The sequence below is a fragment of the Blautia sp. MCC283 genome, from assembly GCF_018785565.1.
Taxonomy (GTDB): domain Bacteria; phylum Bacillota; class Clostridia; order Lachnospirales; family Lachnospiraceae; genus Blautia_A.
Genome location: NZ_WQQB01000013.1, coordinates 40,837 through 67,387 on the forward strand (window position 1 = coordinate 40,837; position 26,551 = coordinate 67,387).

Consider the following 26,551-nt stretch of genomic DNA (forward strand, 5'->3'; position numbering starts at 1 on the left):
CCAATATCATCTGCCTTCAGATATTGGCTGTAATATATATGATACATAAAAAATACAAGCAGCAGATAACGATAAGATTCTTATATCAGTCAAGGAAGCCTGTGAACGCACAGGTCTTTCAGAGAAAACCATGAGAACTCTTATGAAGAATAATACCTTCATGGTACGAATTGGGCGAAGAACCCTGATTGATAAGAAAAAATTTCAGAAATGGATAGATCGGCAGTCTTGAAAGGTTTTTGGGGTTGTGTTAAAATTAAGTCCAGTGCCATGCATGATCATCTATTGTTATTAGAAAAAGGATGGTAATGTTATGGAAAAAATCTAAGAGGAAAAGAAATAGGTAAGGGAATCCGACAAAGAAAAGATGGGCGGTAAGAAGCCAGAATCACAATTAAGGGATCTGGCAACCGCCTTTTTCTATCTATGGAACAAATCTTCAGCAGGTGAAAAAGCAAAGAAACATGTATTTGGCGGAAGTTCTCCCAGGTATTCCAGGCTTTGATTCGAGTATGTCCGTTTCAAAATGGTATGAGAAATGGATGGAACTTTATAAGGTTCGGAATCTTAAAGCAACCACGATAAGAAATTATGAAGAAAAGTATGGAAAAGAAAGCTAATTTTACTGATAAAATGACAATTTAGGAAGAGGTTTAAATATTTGGAAAAAGCAAGAAACACTGAAGAAGAGAAAAAAATGGATCAAAAGTGGGTCAAAAAAGAATATAAGGCATCTGAAACCCGCATAAACACTGGGTTTCCGGCTGATACCAGTACATTATCACCGATGATGAAAGAATACGTAAAGACCAAAGAAGAATACAGCGACTGTATCCTTTTTTACCGTCTGGGCGATTTTTATGAAATGTTCTTTGATGATGCGCTGACTGCATCCAAGGAACTGGAGATCACACTTACAGGAAAAGACTGCGGATTGGAAGAGAGAGCGCCCATGTGTGGCGTTCCTTTTCATGCTGCGGAAACTTATATCAACCGATTGATAGAAAAAGGTTATAAAGTTGCCATCTGTGAACAGGTAGAAGATCCGAAAAAAGCCAAGGGTCTTGTAAAACGTGAAGTTGTTCGTATTGTCACACCGGGAACCACACTGGATGCCATGTCACTGGACGAATCCAAAAACAATTATCTGATGTCCATTGTCTCCATCGGAGATCATTTTGGCTGTGCTATTGCAGATATCACAACCGGTGACTGCTTTCTTACAGAGCTGGATAAGCCTCAGAAACTTCTGGATGAGATCAATAAATTCACACCTGCAGAGATCATCTGCAACGATGCGTTTCTTTTAAGTGGTGTGGATGTGGAGGATCTGAAAGGACGTCTTGGAATCTGCGTATTCGCCCTGGATCCCTGGTACTTTGACGATCAGCTGTGTCAGAAAACTCTAAAAGAACATTTCCATGTGGGAAATCTGGAGGGGTTAGGAATTGGTGACTACGACAGCGGGATCATCGCTTCCGGTGCTCTGTTCCTGTATCTGAAAGAAACACAGAAAACAGCACTTTCCCATATGGCAAGTATCCGCCCTTACTCTGCCGAGAAATACATGCTTATCGACAGCTCCAGCCGTCGTAATCTGGAGCTTGTGGAAACCATGCGCGAAAAACAGAAAAGAGGTTCTCTTCTCTGGGTACTGGACAAGACCAAAACAGCTATGGGAGCCAGAACACTTCGGTCTTATGTGGAACAGCCTCTGATCGATGCAGATGAAATCGAAAAGAGACTGGGTGCTCTGGAAGAACTGAATGAAAAACCCATGGAACGGGATGAGATCCGGGAATATTTAAACCCGATCTATGATCTGGAACGTCTGATCAGCCGTATCAGTTACAAATCCGCTAATCCGAGAGATCTGGTTTCTTTTGCCTCTTCTCTGGAAATGCTTCCTTATATAAAACAGGTCCTGGCAGAATTCAAATCTCCACTGCTTACTAAGATCAACGAAGATATGGATCCTCTGACAGACATTACCTCGCTGATCCGGAACTCTATCACCGATGATCCGCCTCTTGCCCAGAAAGACGGTGGCATTATCCGGGAAGGATATAATGAAGATGTAGATAAATTCCGCCGTTCCCGGACAGATGGAAAGAAATGGCTTTCTGAGCTGGAGGCAAGAGAGAGGGAACGTACCGGTATCAAAAGCCTGAAGATCAAGTACAATCGTGTATTTGGTTATTCTCTGGAAGTTACCAATACTTTCAAAGATCTTGTGCCGGAGGATTATATCCGCAAACAGACCCTTACCAATGCAGAGCGTTATATCACTCAGGAACTGAAAGATCTGGAAGATCTGATCCTTGGAGCTGAGGATAAGCTTTATGCGTTGGAATTTGAACTGTTTTCCAGTATCCGTGATCAGGTTGGAGCGGAAGTTGTCCGTATCCAGCGCACTGCAAAAGCAGTGGCTGCACTGGATGTTTTCGCTTCTCTTGCACTGGTTGCCCAGAGGAATAATTTCGTCCGGCCAAAGATCAATGAGACAGGCCTCATTGATATCCGAAACGGCCGTCATCCGGTTGTGGAGCAGATGATCGAAAATGATATGTTCATTCCAAACGATACGTATCTTGACAACCACAAAAAACGGATCTCCATTATCACAGGACCAAACATGGCCGGAAAATCCACATATATGCGCCAGACAGCCCTGATCGTACTGATGGCACAGATTGGAAGTTTTGTTCCGGCAGACAGTGCAAACATCGGTGTGGTTGACCGGATCTTCACCCGTGTAGGTGCATCTGATGACCTTGCAAGCGGACAAAGTACCTTTATGGTGGAAATGACGGAGGTTGCCAATATTCTTCGCAATGCCACTTCCCGTAGCCTTCTGATCCTGGATGAGATCGGACGTGGAACCAGTACTTTTGACGGCCTCTCCATTGCCTGGGCAGTGATCGAACATATCAGCAATACCAAGCTCTGCGGTGCCAAAACCTTATTTGCGACCCATTATCATGAGCTTACCGAACTGGAGGGAAAACTTTCCGGTGTCAACAATTACTGTATTGCTGTCAAAGAAAAGGGTGACGATATCGTATTTCTTCGTAAGATCGTAAAAGGTGGCGCTGACAAGAGTTATGGTATCCAGGTGGCCAAGCTTGCCGGTGTTCCGGATTCCGTGATCCAGCGTGCCAAGGAACTTGTGGAAGAGCTCAGTGACGCAGATATCACCGCAGCGGTAAAAGACCTGACTGCTCCGAAAAAGAAGCAGAAGATCACCTATGATCAGGTGGATATGGCACAGATGTCACTCTTTGACACGGTGCAGGATAATGATATCATCGAAGAGATCAAAGGCCTGGAGATTGGCAACCTGACTCCAATGGAGGCCCTGAATATTCTCTATAATCTGCAGAACAAAATAAAGAACCGGTGGTGATACCTTGAGAAAAATTGCAGTTTTAGACCAGAATACCATTGATAAGATCGCAGCAGGTGAAGTTGTGGAGCGGCCTTCTTCTGTTGTAAAAGAACTTGTGGAAAATGCTATTGACGCAGGAGCTACCGCCATCACAGTAGAGATCACAGATGGTGGAAAAAAGCTGATCCGTATCACAGATAACGGCTCCGGAATGGAAGCAGAACAGGTTCCCCTTGCTTTTCTACGTCATGCTACAAGCAAGATTGAAAAAGTGGAAGACCTGACACATATTGCCTCCCTGGGCTTTCGTGGCGAGGCTCTTTCCAGTATTGCCGCAGTTTCCCAGGTAGAACTGATCACAAAAACTCCTTCTGCCATCAGCGGTACCCGCTATGTGATCGAAGGTGGAAAAGAACAGTCTTTGGAGGAGATGGGCGCACCGGAGGGAACCACCTTCCTGATCCGGAACCTTTTTTACAACACACCTGCAAGAAGCAAATTTCTGAAATCCGACATGACAGAAGCCGGTTACATCAATACGCTGATGGAACAGCTGGCGCTTTCCCATCCGGAAATTTCCTTTAAATATATCCAGAATCGTCAGGTGAAACTTTCCAGTTCCGGAAATTACAGCGTAAAGGATGTGATCTACAGCGTTTACGGACGGGAGATCGCCAAAGCACTTCTGGAAGTCTCCTATGAAAATGATTTTATGAAGATCGAAGGCTTTGTGGGAAAACCGGAGATTTCCAGAGGAAACCGCACTTTTGAGAATTATTATATCAATGGCCGGTATGTAAAAAACAAGATCATTACCAAGGCTATTGAGGATGGGTATAAAGGACTGGTCATGCAGCATAAATTTCCATTTGTTTCCCTTCGGATCGAAATGGATGGTAATGACCTGGACGTTAATGTACATCCGGCAAAAAGAGAAGTGCGTTTTGCCAGAGAAACCGAAGTTTATACGGCTATCTATGAAACTGTTCGTAAGGTACTGACTCACAGAGAACTAATCCCGCAGGTATCTGTGGGAAAAGACGAACCGACATCTCACAACGAGCAGATGAAGCCAGGAAATGTTCCGGAACCTTTCGAGGTAAAAAGACGGCAGGAGATGTACGGACACCAGAACCGGACGGCGAATATAGCTTCCCATATTGCACCGACAGCTTCTGAAGTACGTACATCGCCGGTTTCATCGATACCTTATAATAAGTTGACAAATAGTACAGCCTCCTATGGCTCAGCTGAAACAGCTCACAGTTCTTCAGATTCTTTTACAGATAAATACAGGCATATGGGTTCTCTGCGGGAAAATCCCGTATATAGATCTCAGCCCTTTACAAAAGAAGAAGAGGAAATGTTTTCCGGCACACTGAAGGACGGAAAAAAAGAGACTTCCGCTGTAGAAACAGCTGATCCAGAAGTGATATCTGAAAAACCTGCCGAATCGACATCTCCTGAGATAAACAGCGAGCCGATCAAATCCCTGGAACAGAAAACGCAAAAACAGCTGGAACTTTTCGAAGAACGGCTTCTTGCCCCGGAATCCAGAAGCCGCCACAGGCTGATCGGACAGCTGTTTGACACCTACTGGCTGGTACAGTTCGAAGATAATTTTTATATCATTGACCAGCATGCGGCCCATGAAAAAGTATATTATGAGCGGTTCGTAAAGCTGTTCCAGTCTCAGAACATCCAGTCTCAGTACGTAAGCCCTCCGCTGATCGTTTCACTCAGCCTTGAGGAAGAAAACCTGTTAAAAGCAAACGAAAAATATTTTCGGGATTTCGGTTTTGAGATCGAACCTTTTGGGGGAAGAGAGTACAGTATCAGTGCGGTGCCATCCAGTCTTCTGGGAATGACAGAGGAAGAGCTGTTTCTGGAAATGCTGGACCATCTCACTGCAGACGGCTCCAAAGATGCATTTGAACTGTTTACCGCAAGGCTTGCAACTATGGCCTGCAAAGCTGCTGTAAAAGGCAATCATTCCATGTCACCCCAGGAAGCCGACAAGCTGATCGATGAACTTCTGACACTGGAAAATCCTTATAACTGTCCTCATGGAAGACCAACCATCATTGCCATGAGTAAGACAGAGATTGAAAAAAAATTTAAACGTATCGTGTAAGATACCTATCATAAACGGAGAAAATCTATGAAAAAACCTCTTATCGTCCTTACCGGACCTACTGCCGTGGGAAAAACAAAACTTTCCATTGCCCTTGCAAAAGCAGTAAACGGAGAGATCATCTCCGCAGATTCCATGCAGGTTTACCGCCATATGGATATTGGTTCCGCCAAGATCACACCGGAAGAAATGGATGGCGTCCCTCATCATCTGGTGGATGTGTTGGAGCCCACAGAAGATTTTAATATTGTCCTTTTCCAGCAGATGGCAAAAGAAGCCATGGAAAAAATTTATGATAAAGGCCGGATCCCGATCCTGGTAGGCGGCACGGGATTTTATATTCAGGCCGTAACCAGAGATATTGATTTTACCAGTTCCAACCAGGATGACCATTACCGCAGGGAGCTGGAAGAGCTGGTAGAACAAAAAGGCCCTTCATTTCTTCATGATATGCTTGCACAGGTTGATCCCAAGTCAGCCCAGGACATCCATGAGAACAATGTCAAGCGAGTGATACGCGCCCTGGAATTTTATAAACAGAACGGTACCAGGATCTCCGAACATAATGAAGAGCAGAAAGAACATACCAGCCCCTATGCCCTGGCATACTTTGTCCTGAACGCACCCCGCCCCCTTCTCTACGAACGCATAGACACAAGAGTGGATGAGATGTTGAAAAACGGGCTTGTAGAAGAAGTAAAAAAGCTCCGGGAAATGGGCTGCCACAGAGGAATGGTTTCGATGCAGGGACTGGGCTATAAAGAAATCCTGGACTGGATGGACGGAGAATACCCTTACGAGGAAGCCGTTCGCATCCTGAAACGTGACACCAGACATTTCGCCAAACGCCAGCTTACCTGGTTCCGAAGAGAAGGCGAGGTAACCTGGGTAGATAAAGATAACTTTGATTACGATGACAGCCGGATCCTTTCCTACATGCTTTCTGTATGCAGAGAAAAAGGGATCCTGCCTGCCAAATAAAATAAAAAAGGAAAAATGATCATGAAAGAATTATATGCACAGCTTGGAATCTCTTCCGCAGTTTACGATTTCGGTAAAACTGTAGAAGATTCCCTGAAAGAACGTTTTGAAAAATTTGATAAAACTGCAGAGTATAACCAGATGAAGGTTATCCATGCCATGCAGAAAAACCGTGTCAGTGAGGCATGTTTCGGAGCTTCCTCCGGTTATGGCTACAATGACCTTGGACGCGAGACCCTGGAGCAGGTCTATGCGGATACATTCCACACAGAAGCCTGCCTGGTCCGCCCGCAGATCACCTGCGGAACCCACGCACTTGCCATTGCACTGTTTGGAAACTTACGCCCGGGCGATGAGCTTCTTTCCCCTGTAGGCAAACCATATGATACTCTGGAAGAAGTCATCGGGATCCGTCCGTCCAACGGTTCTCTTACAGAATATGGTGTAAAATACCGTCAGGTAGACCTTCTTGAGGATGGTACCTTTGATTACGAAAATATCAAAAAGGCAGTCAATGAAAAAACAAAACTGGTAACCATTCAGCGTTCCAAAGGCTATCAGACTCGTCCTTCCTTCTCTGTAAAACAGATCGGTGAGCTGATCGCTTTTGTAAAGAAGATCAAACCGGATGTGATCTGCATGGTAGATAACTGCTACGGTGAGTTCGTAGATACCATAGAGCCAAGTGATGTAGGTGCAGATATCATGGTGGGTTCCCTGATCAAAAATCCAGGCGGCGGTCTTGCCCCTATCGGCGGATATATCGCCGGAAGAAAAGACTGTGTGGAAAACGCTTCCTACCGTATGACCTGCCCGGGACTGGGCATGGAAGTGGGGGCAACCCTTGGTGTAAACCGTTCTCTGTACCAGGGATTTTTCCTTGCACCGATGGTTACCAAAGGAGCTTTAAAAGGCGCCGTTTTTGCAGCAAACATTTACGAAAAACTTGGTTTCCCGGTGGTACCGAACAGCACAGAACCACGTCAGGATATCATCCAGGCAGTCACCCTTGGAACACCGGAAGGTCTTGTAGCATTCTGCCAGGGTATCCAGGCTGCAGCACCGGTAGACAGTTTTGTGACACCGGAACCGTGGGATATGCCAGGGTATGACAGTCAGGTCATCATGGCTGCAGGTGCTTTCATCCAGGGTTCTTCCATCGAGCTTTCTGCCGATGGTCCTATGAAACCACCTTATGCTGTTTATTTCCAGGGTGGTCTTACCTGGGAGCATGCTAAACTTGGAATCCTGAAATCTCTTCAGTATATGGTTGATAAGGAACTTGTGAAATTATGAAAAAATCCGAAGGACAGGACTTAAAAAAGCAGGTCTTTGTCGTAGGAGCAGGTGCTTCCGGCCTTATGGCGGCTATTCAGGCTGCCATAAACGGAGCAGCGGTTACGGTTCTGGAACAGAATGACCGTCCCGGAAGAAAAATCTGTGCTACAGGAAATGGACGCTGTAATATGACAAATCTGAACCAGGATGAAAACGCTTACCGGGGATCCCATCCGGAATTTGTCAAAGATGCCTTGGCACAGTTTCCTGTGGAAAAGACTCTGGAATTTTTTCAGGAACTGGGAATCTGTACCACAGACCGCGACGGATGGATCTATCCCCGGAGCAGCCAGGCGCAGAGTGTGGTAGATGTTCTTACCATGAAAGCACGCAGCCTGAAAGTAAAACTGAAAACCAATCAGACTGTTACCGGCGTGTCTTTCACAAACGGACAGTGGAAGATCCATACTGACGGATGGACCTACAATGGTGATGCCGTGATTCTTGCAAACGGTTCCCGCGCCTCTTCCGTTGCAGGTTCCAGTGAAAGTGGATACAAAATCGCAGAAAGTCTCGGACATCATCTGATCGAACCTCTTCCAGCTCTGACAGCTTTGAAATGTAAGGGAAATTCTTTTTCCGGCTGGAGTGGTGTGCGGACAGAAGGTAAGATAACCCTTTATATAGATGGCATTCCGGCAGCCTCTCAGCAGGGAGAACTGCAGCTTACCGATTACGGTGTATCCGGGATCCCGGTATTTCAGATTTCCCGCTACGCCATCCGAGCGGTTCACGAAAACAAAAACGCAGAGCTTTCCATAAATTTTTTTCCGGAACTGAACCAGAAAGAACTGGAAGAATACCTGGAACAGAGAAAAACAGCCTGCCCTTATAAAACAGAAAAAGAACTTCTCATCGGACTTTTTCCGGAAAAACTGATCCGTGTCTTATGTGCACAGAAGGATCTGATCCATGGGATCAATGATTTTCGCCTTCCGGTAAAAGACAGCCTTTCTTTTGAACAGGCACAGGTTTGTTCCGGCGGCGTGGATACTTCTGAAGTTCAAAGTAAAACCATGGAATCCAGACTTCATAAAGGCCTTTATTTTGCCGGAGAACTCCTTGATATTGACGGCACCTGCGGTGGATACAACCTGCAGTGGGCATGGTCAAGTGGAGCTACCGCCGGTATCTGGGCAGCAAAGGAGGAATAACAATGATCCGGATCACACAGTTGAAGCTTCCCATCACCCATACAGAAGAGCAGCTTCACAGAAAAATAGCGAAAACACTTCGCCTTGGAAATCAGCCGTTCACTTATGAGATCCGAAAACAATCTCTGGATGCCCGGCATAAAGAGGACAAAAAATTTGTCTATACTGTAGACATTAAAGTGGATAATGAATCCCGTGTTTTAAAAAAGGTTCACGATAAAAACATTATGTTAACCGCAGAGAAAAAGTATCATTTTCCGACACCTGGTTCTGAAACATTGTCCCATCGACCGGTAGTGATCGGAAGCGGACCGGCCGGATTATTCTGCGCCTGGTATCTGGCAAAAGCCGGATACTGTCCATTGGTACTGGAACGTGGAGAAGAAGCAGATAAACGCCAGGAAACTGTAGAAAATTTCTGGAAGAACGGCATCCTGGATCCGGATTCCAATGTGCAGTTCGGAGAAGGCGGTGCGGGAACTTTTTCCGACGGAAAGCTGAATACTCTGGTAAAAGATACCTACGGAAGAGGAAAAGAAGTCCTTTCCAGATTTGTAGAAGCAGGAGCTCCATCTGAAATCCTTTACCAGCAGAAACCCCACCTTGGTACGGATCAGCTTGTGGGAATCGTTCAGTTTATGCGCCATCAGATTGAAGAAATGGGCGGGGAATTCCGATTCCGTTCCACAGTGACTGATCTGGTGGTCCGTGACCAGAAACTTGCGGCTGTCATCGTCAATGAAAAAGAAGAAATACCGGCAGAAATCTGCGTTCTTGCTCCCGGCCACAGTGCCAGAGATACTTTTGCCATGCTGAACAAGCACAATCTTTCCATGGAGCCAAAATCTTTCGCAGTAGGAGTACGAGTGGAACATCCACAGACCATGATCAACCAGGATCTTTACGGAGAGCCGGAAAATGATTACCTGGGCGCAGCCAGCTACAAAGTTACCCATACACTGGAAAACGGACGTGGCGTTTATTCTTTTTGCATGTGTCCCGGTGGCTATGTGGTAAATGCTTCTTCTGAGGAAGGCATGCTGGCAGTAAATGGGATGAGTTACCAGGCACGTGACAGCCGTAATGCCAACAGTGCCATCATCGTTACAGTAAATCCTTCTGATTTTCCGGAGGAAGGCGTTCTTGGAGGAATCGCACTCCAACGAAAGCTGGAACGTGCTGCCTGGGAAGCCGGAAACGGAAAAGTTCCGGTACAGCTTTTCAAAGATTACTGTGCGCATAAGAAAAGTATCAAACTTGGAGATGTGAGCCCCTGTATCAAAGGAGCCTATACACTTACCGATGTCCGCAGCATTTTCCCGAAAGAGATCGGGGATTCCATTGAAGCCGGAATCCATGCTTTTGGAAAAAAACTTTCCGGTTTTGACCGGCCGGATGCATTGCTGGAAGGAGTAGAAAGCCGTACATCTTCTCCTGTCCGGATTGTGCGGGAACCAAAAAAACTCACTTCCAATATAGAAGGAATCTACCCCTGCGGAGAGGGCGCTGGTTACGCCGGTGGCATTACATCTGCAGCAATGGACGGAATTAAAGTGGCAGAAGCAGTAGCTTCCATTTATGCCCTGCCTGTAAATAAAATGTGAAAAAAGTGGAAATTTCCGGGATAGAGTGTACATTCCTGCTTTTTTATGCTAAAATAACTTCTGCGATTTTGCATACCCTTCTTCGAGAGCGAAAAGGGAAATCATATGAAAGATACTATAATGGAAATGCCAGATTATCAGCGCCCGTATGAAAAATGTCTTCGGGAGGGAGAACAGTCTTTAAGCGATCGTGAGCTTCTTGCTGTGATCCTGCGCTGTGGCGTACAGGGATTAAGTTCTCTGACACTGGCTGATAAAATCCTTAATTTATCGGAACAAACAGGTCATTCCGGACTTTTGGGTCTGTTTCATGCTTCTGTACCGGAGCTGATGAAGATCCATGGGATTGGCAAGGTAAAAGCCATACAGCTGAAATGCATCGGGGAGCTTTCCAAACGTATGGCAACTGCTGCAGCGAAGCCGGAACTGTCTTTTCAGCATCCTGTCACAATTGCAAAGTATTATATGGAACAGCTTCGTCACGAAGAACAGGAATTATTGTACTGTATGATGCTGGACGGACATAATCATCTCACAGGAGAGCAGCTTTTAAGCCGTGGGACTGCCACCGCCACACTGATCACTCCAAGAGAAGTTTTTGTAGAAGCTGTAAAATATCATGCTGTAAATTTGATCCTTGTGCATAATCATCCAGGCGGTGATCCTTCCCCCAGTCAGGCCGATCTGGAAGTCACCAGACGGGTTTTCGAATCTGGTGAGCTTCTTGGAATCCATCTGTTGGATCATATTATCATTGGAGATCACAGGTACATCAGTTTCCGGGAAAAGGGGATTTTTGATGAGTATATTAAGTGAAGGGGCAGATTTATGCTTTTTAGAAATAATTACGGGGTAGACCTGGGGAGCAGCTCTGTAAAAGTCTATTCTTTTTTCAGAAATAAAACTTACATAGAAAAAAACATGGTTGCCTACCGGGGGCGTCGAATCCTTGCTATTGGAAATGAGGCCTATGAAATGTTTGAAAAATCACCTTCGGATATTTCTGTAGATTCTCCCATGGCTTTTGGAATGCTTGCGAATCTCGAATTACAGGAAATCGTACTTTACAGCATGTTGAAAAAGATCGATCATACATCCGGCCTTGGTGCGGATATGTTTTTTTCGGTTCCTCTTGATATGACGGCCATTGAAAAAAGAGCCTACTATCATCTGGTCAATGGACACTGGCTTAGAAAAAACCGGGTTTTCATGGTAGAATCTCCGATTGCAGATGCGGTAGCCATGAACATCAATCTTGAAAAAAATGAAGGCAGTATGGTTGTAAACATTGGTGCACAGAGTACAGAATTTTCAATCCTTACAGATGGCAAGATCATCATAAGCCGTAAGATCCCTCTTGGAGGCCGGCAGATGAATGAATCCATCTGCAGTGAGATTCGTAAACATTACAATCTGCAGATCGGAACACGTACGGCCAAACGCCTGAAAGTAGTCATGGGACGGCTTAACGACCAGAAAAAGGAAGCCCGGAAAGTTGTAGGAATCGACAGCGTTTCCGGACTTCCCAGAGAAGAAGTTGTTTCCGCCTATGTTGTTAATGAGGGAATCACCAATTGCGTAAATCAGATCGCGGCAGAAATGAAAACATTTCTGGAACGTACACCACCACAGATTGCCTATCATATTGCAAAAGAGGGAATTTACCTTACCGGTGGCAGTACTCGACTTCCATATATCGACAACTATCTGGCAAGTTATACAGGATTTGCCTTTAATCTTTCTGATCTGTACGAAACTTCTGCTGTACATGGACTGGAAAAGATCATTCACGACAGAGAACTGCGCAGATGGGCACAGCCTGTAAAGCAGAAAAAACTGTAAAGGGGCATATATAATGAAAAACATCCGAAAAAAAGTGCGTTTTCATTTTAATTTAAAAAGCAAACATCTTCTGGTAATCATGACACTTTTCTGTGGAAGCTGTATTGTTGCTACCGCAGCTTCCGGAACAACTTCAGCACCTTTGCAGAATGTGGCCGGATTTCTGGTTGTTCCCTTTGAAAAGGGCATTTCCGGTGTCAGTAATATGTTCGGAGATGTAAAAAACAGTCTTCGTGATAAGCAGGACGTACTTCAGGAAAACGAGGAACTTAAAAATCAGATCAACAGTCTTACCGAACAGAATAATATCCTGATCCAGGATCAGACAGAACTTACCAGGCTGAAAGAACTTTATAATCTTGATCAGGAATACACTGATTATCCAAAAGTTGCGGCAAGGATCATCTCCAAAGATCCAGGCAACTGGTACGATACATTTATGATCAATAAAGGTACTAATGATGGAATCCGTGTTGACAACAACGTAATTGCAGGAAAAGGACTTGTCGGGATCGTCACGGAAGTTGGCCCATCATGGGCTACCGTTCGTTCCATTATTGATGACAGCAGTAATGTCAGTGCCATGGCTGTCAGCACTTCTGATAATTGCGTTGTTACCGGAGATCTGGAGCTGATCGATGAGGGAAAACTGAGTTTTGAACAGCTCTATGACCAGGATAACAAAGTAACCGTGGGAGAACGTATTGTCACTTCAAATATCAGCGAAAAATACGTGGAAGGATTGTTTATCGGTTATGTCAGCGAAATCCAACAGGATCCCAATAACTTGACAAAAACAGGTACGATCGTTACACCCGTTGATTTCGGCCATCTGAAAGATGTGTTTGTCATTACCGTCAATAAACAGGACGCAATAGACAAAACGGAGGATGCGTCCAATGAAAAATAAAATAGTATTATTTATTACCATTATTGTCTGTTTTTTCCTGCAATGTACAATAATGGATTACATTTCCATTGGTTCCATTACGCCAAACCTGCCTTTGATCCTGTGTGTAGCCATGGGATTGATGCGCGGAAGAAAAGTCGGACTTTGGACAGGATTTTTTTCAGGACTTTTTATTGATCTTTTTTACGGATCACTGTTTGGTTTCTATGCGCTGATTTATATGTATGCAGGATATATCAGCGGCTACGCATTCCGCAGCTTTTATGATGATGATCTGAAAGTTCCGCTTTTTCTTGTAGCAGGAACAGATCTTCTTTATAATCTGTCTGTATACGGCCTTCAGTTTCTTCTCCGGGGCCGACTTGGATTTTTGACCTACATATACAGAATTATTATCCCCGAGATTGTTTATACGGTTTTTCTCACAATTATCGTATATCGGATATTTTACTGGATCAACTACCACTTAATGGATACTGTAAGGAAAGAAAGTGAGTCTATTTGGGAATTAAAATAAAAAAAATCATCAAAAAAATCCGTCTGAAACGTACTACTGTTCTTGTGATCGTATTTGTTTTTCTTTCATCTGTTCTTGTTCGGCAGCTTTTCAGCCTGCAGATCATACAGGGAGAAGACTATATCAGTAAATTTCAGACACGTACCACAAAAACACGTGTGATCAAAAGTACACGAGGAAATATCTATGACCGAAACGGCACTGTTGTAGCTTCCAATGTTCTTGCCTATTCTGTTACTTTTGAAGATAGTGGAACATATAACAGCACACGTGAAAAAAATCTGGCATTAAATGGTATCGCATACCAGGTATTGCAGATTCTCTCCAAAAACGGGGACAGTTTGGCCGACAATTTTCATATTATTGTTAATGATCACGGTGATTATGCTTTCGATGTGGAGGAAGGTTTTACTCTGAACCGTTTTCGTGCAGATGTTTATGGTGAAGCACAGATTGATAATCTGAGTGATGAGCAGAAAAACGCAACTGCAGCACAAATGATGGATTATCTTACAGGAAGCAATGGATTTTCCATTGTACTCTACGGAAAAGATGCCTATACTGACGAAGAGCTGGCAGCGCATTCTCTCCCCAAAGAGCTTACCAAACAGGAAATCCTTGAAATTGCGATCATGCGCTATCAGCTGAATACGAACAGTTTCAAAAAATATATGCCGGTAACGATTGCAACGAATGTCAGCGAAAAATCAGTTGCTGCCATAAAAGAAAATCAATCCGCACTTCAGGGAATTGATATTGTGGAAGATTCCACAAGGCAATATGTGGAAGATGAGAGTATGGCACCGATTCTTGGCTATACCGGTCAGGCTTCTTCTGAAGAACTGGAAACTCTTCGGAAAGATAATCCGGATTATTCCAATGATGCCATTGTCGGAAAAGCCGGGATTGAACAGTATATGGAACTTCAGCTTCAGGGAAAAGACGGTGAAGAAACCGTTACAGTTGATAATCTTGGAAAAGTTCTTGATATTGATAATTCCAAAACTGTTGAGCCAATAGCCGGAAACGATGTGTATCTCACCATTGATTCTGACTGGCAGAAGAGTATTTACCAGATTCTTGAGCAGCGTGTAGCCGGTATTGTTCTTTCCAAACTGACCCCTGATAAGAGTTTTGATTATGAAGCAGAGAAAGACGCAAGTAAAATCACAATTCCAATCTACTCTGTATATAATGCTCTTATTGCCAACAGCGTTATTGATATCAATAAATTCAGTAACGATGATGCATCCGATACAGAAAAAAATTTGTATGCCAAATTTCAGCAAAAACAGCAACAGGTTTTTGATACAATAAGTAACAGGCTGACAGGAGATAATCCTCCGGCATATAAAGACGAAGACTCACAAATGCAGGAATATCTTACCTATATCTGTGATGATCTTTTAACAAACACATTAAACATACTGAAAAGTGATTCCATTGATACCTCTGATGAAACATATAAAGCATGGAAAAATGATGAGAGCATCAGTTTGAAAGATTATCTGAATTATGCTGCCAGTCAGAACTGGATTGATATTTCTCAGATTTCCACTTCTAATGAATATCTGGATTCTGAAGAAATCTATCAGGCACTGACAAATTATATTATCGACTATCTGAAGACAGATACCGGATTCTCCAAGCTTCTGTACAAATATATGCTTCAGGAAGACACCATCAGTGGTGAAGAACTTTGTGTTGTTCTGTATGAACAGGGAGTTCTTTCCAAAGAAGATGAGCTGTATCAGACAATGCTTTCCGGAGGTCTGGATGCATATACCTTTATGTATCGAAAGATTGCCAGTCTTGAGATCACTCCAGCTCAGCTTGCACTGGCACCATGTTCTGCTTCTGCTGTTATTACTGATACTACAAGTGGAGATGTTCTTGCCTGCGTTTCCTATCCTGGTTATGATAATAACAGACTGACCAATAATATGGATACTGATTATTATGCCAAATTATCAACTGATCTTTCTAGTCCGTTTTTTAATAAGGCAACTCAGCAGAGAACGGCTCCAGGTTCTACATTGAAGATATTATCTACCGTTGCAGGCATGTCAGAAGGTGTTATCGATGACGGTACTTATATTGAATGTACAGGAAGTTTCGATCTTGTAACACCACCGATCAACTGCTGGAATAAACAGGGGCACGGAGCTCTGGATATCCGTGGAGCGATCGAGCAGTCCTGTAACGTATTTTTCAGTACGATCGGTTTTGAACTTGGAAAAGATTCCGAAGGAAACTTTTCTGAAGCAAGAAGTCTTGGTATGCTTCAGAAGTATGCATCCCTTATGGGACTCGACAAAAAAACTGGCATTGAAATTTCTGAAGCTTCTCCTCAGATTTCAGACAAAAACGCAGTTCCTTCCTATATGGGACAGGGTACGAATATGTTTACCACCAGCCAGCTTGCAAGATATGCTTCAACGATCGCTACATCCGGTACGATCTACAAGCTTTCTCTGCTGGACCGTGTAACAGATTCCAAGGGCAAACTGATCAAGGAATATCCTTCTGAAACAGAGGGACAGCTGGACATTTCCAGCAATATATGGGATGATATCCATGATGGTATGTACCGTGTAGTGCAGACTCATGATCAGTTTAACAGACTTGGTGTGGAAGTTGCCGGAAAAACCGGTACTGCCGAAATTGATTACTATCATCCAAATAATGCTCTTTTCGTGGGATATGCTCCGGTTTCCGAACCGAAATACGCAATATCCGTTCGAATCGCAAACGGATATGCATCCGGTAATGCCTGCCTTGCAGCTAATGATATTTTTAAATACATTTTCGGACTTGCAGATGAAAGCACCATTCTCACTGGTTATGCCGCAAGCGACACCAGTAATGTATCGAATGACTAAACAAACTTTATGAGGATACCAGAAGTGTGGAACATTTTAATGGGAGGAATCAGAAAATATGAGTGAGGTCATTGTCATTACATCCGGAAAAGGCGGCGTGGGTAAAACCACTACGGTAGCAAATATCGGGACCGGACTGGCGGCCATGGGAAAACGGGTTGCTGTTGTGGATACGGATATCGGACTTCGAAACCTGGATGTTGTTATGGGACTTGAAAACCGTATTGTTTATAACCTGGTAGATGTCATCAATGGAAGCTGTCGCCTGAAACAGGCTCTGATCCGTGACAGACGGCATCAGGATCTGTACCTTCTTCCTTCTGCACAGACAAAGGACAAGACTGCTGTATCACCGGAACAGATGATCAAGCTTACGGACGATCTCAGGGAGGAATTTGATTATGTTCTTCTGGATTGTCCTGCCGGAATTGAACAGGGATTTAAAAATGCGGTAGCCGGTGCAGATCGTGCCCTTGTGGTAACAACTCCGGAGGTTTCCGCAATCCGTGATGCAGATCGTATCATAGGTTTGCTGGAATCCGGAGGGATTCGGGATATCCGGCTGATTATCAACAGGCTCAGGCCTGAAATGATCGCAAAAGGAGATATGATGTCAGTAGAAGATGTCCTGGAAATCCTTGCTGTAGATCTGATCGGTGCCATTCTTGATGATGAACAGATTGTAATTTCCACAAATCAGGGTGAACCACTGTCTGGGAAAAATTCACAGGCAGAGGAGGAATACCGCAATATCTGTCGACGACTTATTGGAGAAGATGTTCCCTATACTACCGTCCGGCGAAAAAGCAGTGTATTCCAACGGCTTGGCAGTATTTTTCGCAGATAAATAAGCACTGCCAGATTATCTTTTCATCACAGAGGGAGGAATAAATATGCGGTTTTTCTCCGAAAAAAAACGCTCCGCAGGTTATGCCCGTGACCGAATGAAACTTCTTCTTGTATCGGAACGCATAGACTGCTCTCCACAGATGATGAAACTTTTGCGGAATGACCTCATACATACCGTAAAAAAATACGTTGTAATTGATGAAACAAGGGTGACCATACAGATTTCACAGGAACCACCTGTTCTGCATGCTGTCATACCTGTACTTAAGAAAAGGGATGCATAATTTATGATTAAACAGTATAAGCTGCGGTTTTACAACTTTCGTCTGGTAGTTTTTCTTCTGGCGATCAGCTTTATTGGAATCCATCTTGTAGGAACAGCTGCCGATTATCTTCGCACCCGTCAGCTTCTGGGTGTAATCATTGGAGTAGTCTTTATGCTGCTTCTTTCACTGATGGACTACTCCTGGTTGCTGAATTTTCAATGGATCATGTATGGTTTTAATATTGTAATGCTTCTGGCGGTTCGTTTCTTCGGCTCAAGTGCCAACGGCGCAGCAAGATGGGTGGATCTTGGTTTTATTCGCTTCCAGCCGACAGAGTTATCTAAAATCATCATTATCCTGTTTTTTGCAAAATTTTTCATGGATCACGAAGATGATCTGAATACATTGAAAACTCTGGCACAGTCAGCAGTTCTTCTGGTAATTCCGTTAATGTTGATCTATGTACAGCCAGATATGAAAAATACAATTACTGTAGTAATTCTGTTCTGTATTCTGATCTATATTGCAGGACTCAGTTACAAAATTATCGGAGGAGCGGCTCTGATTGCAATTCCTCTTGCAATTATTTTTCTGTCGATTGTTGTACAGCCGGATCAGAAACTGATTCAGGATTATCAGAGAAACCGTATTATGTCGTTCCTGTATCCGGAGAACGAAGAATATGCGGATGATATTGAACAGCAGAACAACTCAAAAACAGCGATTGCCTCCGGAGAACTTGTAGGACGTGCTTTCAGTAATGACACAAGTGTTACTTCCGTGAATGATGGAAACTTTGTTTCTGAGAATCAGACAGACTTTATTTTTGCAGTGGCAGGAGAGCAATATGGATTTATTGGCTGTACTCTGATCGTGCTGCTGCTGTTTCTGATTACTTTTGAATGTATCCGGATGAGCCTTCGGGCCAAGGATCTTGCCGGAAAGATCATATGTTGTGGAGTGGGAAGCATTGTTTCCATACAGAGTTTTATCAATATCTGTGTTGCTACCGGACTTGCGCCTAATACCGGTACTCCGCTGCCTTTTGTAAGCTATGGTCTTACCTCTCTGATCAGTCTGTTCATTGGTATGGGACTTGTTCTCAATGTAGGACTGCAGAGCAGTGCATATAATAAAGAATTACAGAAGAAAGAGCAGAAAAAGGATGCCTACTTTCGGAAAGAGGAATATTTATGACACATAAAGAACCTGTGAAAAAAACTGCACGTCCTGGAAGTACTCCCGGACATCGGTCTTCCAAAGCCGCAACTCGCACAGCTTCCGCTGGGAAAGACAGAGTTTCTGATCCATCTGCAAAAGCTGTTCCCTCCAGGCGCAAAACACAATCAGTCAGAATGAAACGGATGCGCCGCAAAAAGATCCGCAATACCGTTCTTCTGCTTCTTCTGCTGGTCGTCCTGTGTGGAGCAGGGGGATTTGGAGTCTACATGTTAAAAGGCGGGAATTTTTCCACCCCGGTTAATTCTTTCAACGCCTTTTCCGAATTTGATAATACACTGGTCTCAAAAGAGGCACAGAGAGCAGAGGGCTTTGCTCAGAATCTCTGCGTTGTTACCAAGGATGTTCCTCTGGACTCGGTCAGTCTGGATGATAACCAGTCCGGTGTTCTTTTGAACCTCAGTGACAAAAAGGTCCTCTATGCAAAAGGTGCCTACAATAAGGTATATCCAGCCAGTATCACAAAGATCATGACCGCAATGCTGGCTCTGAAATACGGCAATATGGATGATACCGTAACGATCTCCCAGGAAAATGTTACGCTGGAATCCGGGTCACAGGTTGCAGGTTTTATGGAAGGCGACCAGGTCACCATGGACCAGCTGCTTCACTGCCTTCTGGTCTATTCCGCCAATGATGCAGCTTCTGCCATTGCAGAACATGTAGGCGGTTCCACAGATAAATTTGTGGAAATGATGAACAGTTTTGCCGCTGAGCTTGGATGCACAGGAACTCATTTTACCAATCCTCATGGCCTTCAGGACGAAAATCATTATACAACGCCTTATGATATCTATCTGATGTTAAAAGAGGCGCTGAATTATCCGGAATTTACAGACATCACGCAGATGTCGTCCTATACAGTTACCTACAAACATTCGGATGGCTCAGATGCAAGTACTACCTTAACCGCTACTGACCATTACCTTACCGGTGAGGCCACAACACCGAAGGATGTCACCATCCTCGGTGGAAAAACAGGAACAACGGATAAAGCAGGAAACTGTCTGGCTCTTTTAAGCCAGAATGCTTACGGAAAGCCTTTTATTTCCATTGTTATGGGTGCATCTTCCAAAGATGTTCTGTATCAGGAAATGACATCATTGCTTCAGAATATCAACTGACAGAAAATCATTACATCATAAGGAGGACAAGGCAATGATCATTACAATTGACAGACAATGTGGATGTGGCGGGCACCGTGTAGGTGTTCTGCTGGCAGAAAAACTGGGACTGGAGCTTTATGACAAAAAGAAGCTTCTGGAAGAATCAAAAAAAATCGGTAAATTCGAGGAAAACAGCGATTTCTTTGATGAAAAATCGGTAAACAGCCTGTTATATTCCATCGCAATGAATTATGGTGAAAGAAATCCAATGACGAATTCATTCAGCCTGGTACGGGAACTTACCAAAGGAAAATCTGTTGTTATGATCGGACGATGTGCCAATATCATATATCAGGATATGCCAGATGTCACCACTGTTTATCTCCATGCAGATATGGAACATCGGGTACATCGTATTATGGAGCGCGACCATGTTTCTGATAAAGAAGCACGAAAACAGATCCGGGAAACAGACAAAAAAAGAGAGCAGTTCCATAAATCCTGCACCAATACCTCCTGGAGTGATTCGAACCAGTATCAGCTGTCTATTGATACCGGTCTTGTGGGCATCGAACAATCTGCTCAGCTGATCATTGATTACATTAATCTGAAGAAAAAAAGTATCTGAACCAGACAATAAGATTCATTTGTCAGGCAGATAAAAAAACAGGTACGCTGTGAGTTGGTCAAACCTGCTCATGAAGCGTACCTGTTTTTTATTTATGCATGTGTTTTCTGAAGATCAGTAGACTTCTACGGTATCATCTCCGGTATCTCCGGAACTACTGTCATCCAGTTCCGAATCAGAATTGTCACCGGTATCCGTACCATCATCAACAACATCACCAGTATCTCCTGTATCATCTCCCTGTGAAGTATCTGGATCAGAAGTGTCATTAACGTTCCCGTCATCAGGAGTATATCCCTGATCGTAATTTCCGTCGTCTCCGGTATCTGGATCACCGGTATCTGTGTTATCATCGGAATCATCCGATCCACTGTAATAACTGTCTTCCGTATAGATTGGAAAATCAGCACTGTCAGAATCTGCATCTACGGATCCCTGTGAAGTTGAGTCAGGAACGGGCTCCGCTGCGTTGTTATCCGGAATTGCCGTAAGATGAGAAATGTTTCCATCTTTGGGGACCACAATATAAATCCCAAGCATTACAATACATAATGCCATGGCAAGTCCGGCGATCTTCATTTCTTCCATATGTTTCATAGACGTCAGTCTCCCTGTCATTTTTTTGTATTATAGCACAGAACCAGTCGTATTTGTAAACCTGTTGTTGTTTTTCATGAAATTTATTTTTGGGCAGTGTAGACACATTTTCCCTTCGTGTTTATAATAAACAATAAGATTGATTTCCATGTAGCCATCGAGTATTTTACACAGAAAGGCAGGATATTTCATGAGTAACTGTATCACCACTTATACGGGAAAACATTTTGATCCCACACAACCTGAAAAAGAACGGATCTGCATAGATGATATCGCACATGCCCTTTCTCTTTTATGCCGCGGAAATGGCCATGTAAAGACCTTTTTTTCCGTAGGACAGCATTGTATCCTCTGTGCAAAGGAAGCCATGGCCCGTGGCTTGCCAAGACGTCTTGCACTGGCAGCTCTTCTTCATGATGCCAGTGAATGCTATATGTCTGATGTTCCCAGACCGTTTAAAAAAAGCCTTCCCGAATATCAGCGACAGGAAGAAAAGCTTCTTTGCATCATATATGAAAAATATCTGGGCACCGGACTTTCTGCCAAAGAGGAACAACAGCTGAAAAACATTGATAATGATCTTCTCTGGTATGATCTGAAATTTCTTCTCAACGAAGAACCGCCGCAGCCCAAACCATCGGTCTGTGTTCCCATAGATTATACAGTCCGTCCTTTCCAGGAAGTGGAAGACGAATATCGGATGTTATTTAAGCAATTGCGGGCGGATATTCACAATTCAGATTTACTTGATCATGATTGAAAGAAGAAGTATGTATGGAACGATTGATTTTTCATGTTGATGTAAACAGCGCCTTCCTTTCCTGGGAAGCTACCCGAAGAGTAAAGCAGGGGCTTCCGGATCTTCGGGAAATTCCTTCCTGCATTGGTGGAGATCCCAGAAAACGGACCGGCATCGTAGTTGCCAAATCCATCCCTGCAAAAAAATACGGGATCCAGACAGGAGAACCAATGGCTATGGCCTTTCGTAAATGCCCGGAACTGATATCCGTTCCGGCAGATTTTGAGCTTTATGATAAATATTCAAGGTCTTTCAAAAGTATCTGTGCATCCTATGCCCCTGTGATGGAATCCTTTTCCATTGATGAGGTATTTCTGGATATGACTGGCACCTCCTACATTTACCCGGATCCGATTGTAACTGCCCATGAGCTGAAAGATAAGATACGGACCGAACTGGGATTCACTGTAAATATCGGCATCTCTGTCAATAAACTGCTGGCAAAAATGGCCTCAGATTTTGAAAAGCCGGATAAAGTACACACCCTGTTCCCGGAAGAGATCCCTGTAAAAATGTGGCCACTTCCCGTAAGAGATCTTCTTTTCCTTGGAAAATCCTCTGAAAAGAAGCTTAAGGAGGCGGGTATACGAACCATCGGTGATCTTGCCCATGAGAAAAAGCCCAAGATTCAGGCACTTCTGGGTGAAAAAGCAGGACAGCAGTTATACCGGTACGCCCGCGGTCTGGATGACTCCCCGGTAAAAATGAAACCAGATGAAGCTAAGGGATTCAGTCTGGAAACAACCTTTAATGATGATCTGGTATCCATGGAGCAGGCGCTTCCGATCCTTCTGGAACAATGCGATGTCCTTGCTGCTCGTATGCGCCGCAAAAAGAAAAAATGTACCTGCATCTCTGTAACCTTTCGAACGCTGGATTTCCAGAACAGATCACACCAGATGAAACTGAAAAACGCCACAGACATCACCGACGAAATTTATTTCCACGCCCGAAAGCTTTTTGAAGAATCCTGGAGAGGACAGCCGCTGCGTCTTCTGGGGGTATCACTTACCGGACTTACCGACGACTCCTTTGAACAATTATCATTCTTTGAAGATACCAGGGAAAAAGAACGCCGCCAGAAACTGGATGCAGCCCTGGATTCTATCCGACTTAAATACGGAAATGACAAGGTTACCCGCGCCAGTATCATGAACAGTACCGCCCGGATCGGGAGAAAAGCAAAAGCGCAGATGGAAAATGAGAGAGAACAATAATGTTTGATGAAAATTTACTAGATTCTTTCAAAAACCCCTTGCAATTTTATTCACAATGCACTATAATTTGAAACATATCAATAGCAATTTTATTCAAAATTATTATATGTGTCTAAGGAGGAAAACAGGATGGTTGAACTGATCGTAGGAAAGAAAGGCAAAGGAAAAACAAAAGTACTGTTAGACAAAGTAAACGGGGCTGTGAAGGATGCCAGCGGCAGCATTGTTTACTTAGACAAAAGCACCAAGCACATGTATGAGCTGAACAACAAAGTCCGCCTCATTGATGTTTCCGGATTTCCGGTTAAGAATGCGGATGAATTCGTAGGATTTATCTGTGGTATCCTCTCTCAGGATCATGATCTGGAGCAGGTATATCTGGACAGCTTCCTTACAACAGCCAAACTTGAAGGAAAGGATGCAACCGGAACACTGGATCAGTTAAGTGCCATCGGTGAAACCTTCAAAGTTTCCTTTATTATCAGTATGTCTCTGGATAAAGAAGAAGTTCCGGCAGCATATCAGGATAAGATTATCTGCGCATTATAATAAAATTGAATATGAACGTCCTATTTTGTACATAAAACATAAAAGAACGTAAATTTTAAAGGGATCTGTCGCAGGGCAGATTCCTTTTTTAATCGAATAACTGCTTCACAGTTATTCGATTATGAGCAAGTAGCGAATGCGGATTGCGAATATCTTCTTGATTGCAAGCCGATTCCTCATATGGTAAATCACGCAAAAAAGCATTGACATTACAACCGTTATAAGGTTTAAATTATATCCGGGAGGTTATCTGACCGGGAATATTGCCATCCGGCTAATACATCCGACCGATCAGACAAAAGAGAATCATGGAAAAAAATCTTACAACCGGAAATATCTTTAAAACTATTGTGTACTTTGCCCTGCCATACCTGTTATCTTATTTTCTTCAGACACTTTACGGAATGGCAGATCTTTTTATCATCGGACAGTTTGACCATGTTGATGCCATCACTGCTGTATCAAACGGAAGCCAGGTCATGCATATGTTAACAGTCATTATTGTAGGACTGGCCATGGGCGCAACCGTTACCATCAGCCGGGCTGTCGGCGCAGACAGGAAGCTGGACGCAGCCAGAGCTATCGGAAACACGGTCACATTATTCATGGCTGTTTCCATTCTTTTTACGCTCCTGCTTCTTCTCCTCGTCAGGCCCATTGTTGTACTGATCGGTATCCCGACAGAAGCGGTGACAGGTACCACACAATATCTTATCATCTGTTTTATCGGAATTCCCTTTATTACAGCTTATAACATAATCAGCTCCATATTCCGTGGCATTGGTGATTCCAAAACTCCCATGTATTTTGTGGCCATTGCCTGTGCTGCCAATATTGTACTGGATTACGTTTTCATTGGCTTTTTCCATATGGGACCATCCGGAGCAGCCCTTGGAACCACACTTGCCCAAACTCTCAGTGTGATCATTGCCCTGATATTCATTCGCCACAGAGAAACCGGAATCCATCTTACAGGAAAAGATTTCCGCCCGGATCCTCGTGTGATGACGCAGATCCTGAAAATCGGAATCCCGGTAGCTGTACAGGATGGATGTATCCAGGTTGCATTTATTGTGATCACGGTGATCGCCAATCACAGGGGATTAAATGACGCAGCTGCTGTTGGTATCGTGGAAAAAGTGATCAGCGCTGTCTTTCTGGTTCCGTCTTCCATGCTGGCTGCGGTCTCTGCTCTGGCTGCTCAGAATATCGGTGCCGGGAAGCATGACCGTGCGGCAAAAACGCTCCAGTACAGCATCCTGATCACAAGTGTTTACGGAATCATTATCTCATTGATCGTTCAGTTTACCGCTCCACATATCCTTCAGGCATTTACCGGAGATGACACGGTCGTACTTCTTGGCACTCAGTATATCCATTCCTATATCTGGGACTGCATTTTTGCAGGCATCCATTTCAGCTTTACCGGATATTTCTGTGCATATGGAAAATCCTATATTGGTTTTATCCACAATATCATTGCCATTATTCTGGTCCGTATCCCGGGATCTTATCTGGCTTCCAGATATTTTCCCCATACGCTGTTCCCTATGGGAATGGCAGCGCCGGCAGGTTCTCTGCTTTCGGTTCTGATCTGCCTGATCGCCTATTTCTGGTTGAAACACCATGCCGGTCCTGGTCCTGTATCCAGATGCAAAGGAGATTCCAATGGAAGATAAAAAATTATTTCTTATCGGAGAAGTAGCCAAAATGTTCCATATCAGTATGGGGACTCTCCGCCACTATGAGCAGGCTGGTCTTTTAACACCGGAATATACAGACCCGGACACTAGATACCGGTATTATGGCACCAGACAGTTTGAGCTTCTCAACACCATACGTTATCTCAGAGTCCTGGATTTTCCACTCGCCCAGATCAAAACTTTTCTGGATAACCGTGATACCGATGTGATCGAAGAAAAGCTGGTACATCAGAAAGAAGTGATCGCAAGGAAGCAAAAAGAGCTGGAGCTGATCTCCCGAAAGATCGACCATCGCCTGGAACAGCTCCGGGATGCCATGAATTCCAGGCTTGATGTGATCCAAACTGTCGAAATTCCCGAAAGCCGCGTTGTCTGGCTCCGGGATTCCCTGCATCCGAAAACATATCTGGATCTTGAGAATTCCATCCGAAAACTGGTAGAAAATCAGAAGGAATCTCTGGTTTTTATGGGAAAGATCGGAATCGGGATCTCCAAAGAACAGCTTTCCCAAAAATCTTTTCAGGATTACGACCGGATCTTTCTTCTTCTGGATCAGGAAGACCGATATGACGGAGAAACGGAAACTTTTCCCAGACAGACCTGCGTAACCATCCGTTTCTGCGGAAGCCACAGGGAAGCACCGGCTTATTATCAGAAACTCCTTGCATACATTGAAGAGAAAAAACTCTGTATCACCGGATTTTCCAGAGAAACCACGTTGATCGATTATGGAATTACAAACAATACCGATAAATTTGTTACGGAAATCCAGATCCCGGTGAATATCTGAAATTTATGCCTTCTTATGGAGTGCTTTTTTAGCTTCCAATGAGGAGGCTTTGTTTATT

23 protein-coding genes are annotated in these 26,551 nt (G+C 43.9%); 22 read left to right on the forward strand and 1 reads right to left on the reverse strand.

What is annotated here, in order from left to right; translation table 11 throughout:
* The first annotated feature begins 82 nt into the window (after nucleotides 1-82).
* The 17 genes from GPK81_RS18635 (at nucleotide 83) to GPK81_RS03930 (ending at nucleotide 20,838) form a co-directional block, all read left to right on the forward strand.
* Nucleotides 83-232 (forward strand): helix-turn-helix domain-containing protein, encoded by a 150-nt coding sequence (locus GPK81_RS18635; RefSeq protein ID WP_227195108.1) that lies wholly within the window; start codon nucleotides 83-85, stop codon nucleotides 230-232.
* Nucleotides 233-787: 555 nt separating this feature from the next.
* Nucleotides 788-3,406 carry a DNA mismatch repair protein MutS gene (gene mutS, locus GPK81_RS03855; RefSeq protein ID WP_215706601.1) on the forward strand — a complete coding sequence of 873 codons (2,619 nt, stop codon included), beginning with the start codon at nucleotides 788-790 and terminating at the stop codon, nucleotides 3,404-3,406.
* 4 nt (nucleotides 3,407-3,410) lie between these two features.
* Entirely contained in the window at nucleotides 3,411-5,522 is a 2,112-nt protein-coding gene (gene mutL / locus GPK81_RS03860; protein WP_215706575.1) for a DNA mismatch repair endonuclease MutL, read from the forward strand.
* 27 nt (nucleotides 5,523-5,549) lie between these two features.
* Nucleotides 5,550-6,503 (forward strand): tRNA (adenosine(37)-N6)-dimethylallyltransferase MiaA, encoded by a 954-nt coding sequence (gene miaA, locus GPK81_RS03865; protein WP_148446910.1) that lies wholly within the window; start codon nucleotides 5,550-5,552, stop codon nucleotides 6,501-6,503.
* Nucleotides 6,504-6,524: 21 nt separating this feature from the next.
* Nucleotides 6,525-7,799, forward strand: coding sequence for a methionine gamma-lyase family protein (locus GPK81_RS03870; RefSeq protein WP_021977999.1), 1,275 nt, complete (start codon nucleotides 6,525-6,527; stop codon nucleotides 7,797-7,799).
* Nucleotides 7,796-8,995 (forward strand): NAD(P)/FAD-dependent oxidoreductase, encoded by a 1,200-nt coding sequence (locus GPK81_RS03875; protein WP_173761634.1) that lies wholly within the window; start codon nucleotides 7,796-7,798, stop codon nucleotides 8,993-8,995. The genes GPK81_RS03870 and GPK81_RS03875 overlap by 4 nt, the downstream gene beginning before the upstream one ends.
* Before the next feature lie 2 nt (nucleotides 8,996-8,997).
* Nucleotides 8,998-10,599: an NAD(P)/FAD-dependent oxidoreductase gene (locus GPK81_RS03880; RefSeq protein ID WP_215706576.1), complete on the forward strand. Its 1,602-nt coding sequence runs from the start codon at nucleotides 8,998-9,000 to the stop codon at nucleotides 10,597-10,599.
* Nucleotides 10,600-10,704: 105 nt separating this feature from the next.
* Nucleotides 10,705-11,415 (forward strand): RadC family protein, encoded by a 711-nt coding sequence (radC, locus tag GPK81_RS03885; RefSeq protein WP_021978002.1) that lies wholly within the window; start codon nucleotides 10,705-10,707, stop codon nucleotides 11,413-11,415.
* A 12-nt stretch (nucleotides 11,416-11,427) separates the two neighbouring features.
* Nucleotides 11,428-12,441 (forward strand): rod shape-determining protein, encoded by a 1,014-nt coding sequence (locus GPK81_RS03890; protein WP_021978003.1) that lies wholly within the window; start codon nucleotides 11,428-11,430, stop codon nucleotides 12,439-12,441.
* Between the two features lie 13 nt (nucleotides 12,442-12,454).
* Nucleotides 12,455-13,351: a rod shape-determining protein MreC gene (mreC, locus tag GPK81_RS03895; protein ID WP_177968452.1), complete on the forward strand. Its 897-nt coding sequence runs from the start codon at nucleotides 12,455-12,457 to the stop codon at nucleotides 13,349-13,351.
* Nucleotides 13,341-13,868, forward strand: coding sequence for a rod shape-determining protein MreD (gene mreD / locus GPK81_RS03900; RefSeq protein WP_215706577.1), 528 nt, complete (start codon nucleotides 13,341-13,343; stop codon nucleotides 13,866-13,868). Before mreC ends, mreD begins: the two co-directional genes overlap by 11 nt.
* A complete protein-coding gene (locus GPK81_RS03905; RefSeq protein ID WP_118070011.1) occupies nucleotides 13,853-16,750 on the forward strand; it encodes a penicillin-binding transpeptidase domain-containing protein in 2,898 nt (965 codons plus the stop codon). Before mreD ends, GPK81_RS03905 begins: the two co-directional genes overlap by 16 nt.
* Nucleotides 16,751-16,808: 58 nt before the next feature.
* Nucleotides 16,809-17,597, forward strand: a complete 789-nt coding sequence (gene minD / locus GPK81_RS03910; protein WP_022427288.1) for a septum site-determining protein MinD — start codon at nucleotides 16,809-16,811, stop codon at nucleotides 17,595-17,597.
* A gap of 46 nt (nucleotides 17,598-17,643) precedes the next feature.
* Nucleotides 17,644-17,883, forward strand: a complete 240-nt coding sequence (gene minE / locus GPK81_RS18480) for a cell division topological specificity factor MinE (protein WP_021978008.1) — start codon at nucleotides 17,644-17,646, stop codon at nucleotides 17,881-17,883.
* A gap of 3 nt (nucleotides 17,884-17,886) precedes the next feature.
* Nucleotides 17,887-19,062, forward strand: coding sequence for an FtsW/RodA/SpoVE family cell cycle protein (locus GPK81_RS03920; RefSeq protein WP_021978009.1), 1,176 nt, complete (start codon nucleotides 17,887-17,889; stop codon nucleotides 19,060-19,062).
* Nucleotides 19,059-20,228: a D-alanyl-D-alanine carboxypeptidase family protein gene (locus tag GPK81_RS03925; protein WP_148446916.1), complete on the forward strand. Its 1,170-nt coding sequence runs from the start codon at nucleotides 19,059-19,061 to the stop codon at nucleotides 20,226-20,228. Before GPK81_RS03920 ends, GPK81_RS03925 begins: the two co-directional genes overlap by 4 nt.
* Nucleotides 20,229-20,262: 34 nt before the next feature.
* On the forward strand, nucleotides 20,263-20,838 hold the full coding sequence (locus GPK81_RS03930; protein ID WP_021978011.1) for a cytidylate kinase-like family protein: 576 nt from the start codon (nucleotides 20,263-20,265) through the stop codon (nucleotides 20,836-20,838).
* A 114-nt stretch (nucleotides 20,839-20,952) separates the two neighbouring features.
* On the opposite strand, the gene GPK81_RS03935 is transcribed toward GPK81_RS03930, so the two are convergent.
* Nucleotides 20,953-21,435: a hypothetical protein gene (locus GPK81_RS03935; RefSeq protein WP_021978012.1), complete on the reverse strand. Its 483-nt coding sequence runs from the start codon at nucleotides 21,433-21,435 to the stop codon at nucleotides 20,953-20,955.
* 190 nt (nucleotides 21,436-21,625) lie between these two features.
* On the opposite strand from GPK81_RS03935, the gene GPK81_RS03940 reads away from it, so the two are divergent.
* The 5 genes from GPK81_RS03940 to GPK81_RS03960 all read left to right on the forward strand — a co-directional run bounded on the left by GPK81_RS03940 (nucleotide 21,626) and on the right by GPK81_RS03960 (nucleotide 26,493).
* Complete coding sequence (locus GPK81_RS03940) at nucleotides 21,626-22,195, forward strand: hypothetical protein (RefSeq protein WP_148446918.1); 570 nt, start codon at nucleotides 21,626-21,628, stop codon at nucleotides 22,193-22,195.
* A gap of 14 nt (nucleotides 22,196-22,209) precedes the next feature.
* On the forward strand, nucleotides 22,210-23,451 hold the full coding sequence (locus GPK81_RS03945) for a Y-family DNA polymerase (protein WP_021978014.1): 1,242 nt from the start codon (nucleotides 22,210-22,212) through the stop codon (nucleotides 23,449-23,451).
* A gap of 129 nt (nucleotides 23,452-23,580) precedes the next feature.
* Nucleotides 23,581-24,000 carry a hypothetical protein gene (locus GPK81_RS03950; protein WP_021978015.1) on the forward strand — a complete coding sequence of 140 codons (420 nt, stop codon included), beginning with the start codon at nucleotides 23,581-23,583 and terminating at the stop codon, nucleotides 23,998-24,000.
* Between the two features lie 308 nt (nucleotides 24,001-24,308).
* Nucleotides 24,309-25,679 carry an MATE family efflux transporter gene (locus GPK81_RS03955; protein WP_118063838.1) on the forward strand — a complete coding sequence of 457 codons (1,371 nt, stop codon included), beginning with the start codon at nucleotides 24,309-24,311 and terminating at the stop codon, nucleotides 25,677-25,679.
* Nucleotides 25,669-26,493, forward strand: a complete 825-nt coding sequence (locus tag GPK81_RS03960) for a MerR family transcriptional regulator (protein ID WP_207660362.1) — start codon at nucleotides 25,669-25,671, stop codon at nucleotides 26,491-26,493. The genes GPK81_RS03955 and GPK81_RS03960 overlap by 11 nt, the downstream gene beginning before the upstream one ends.
* Nucleotides 26,494-26,551 lie beyond the last annotated feature (58 nt).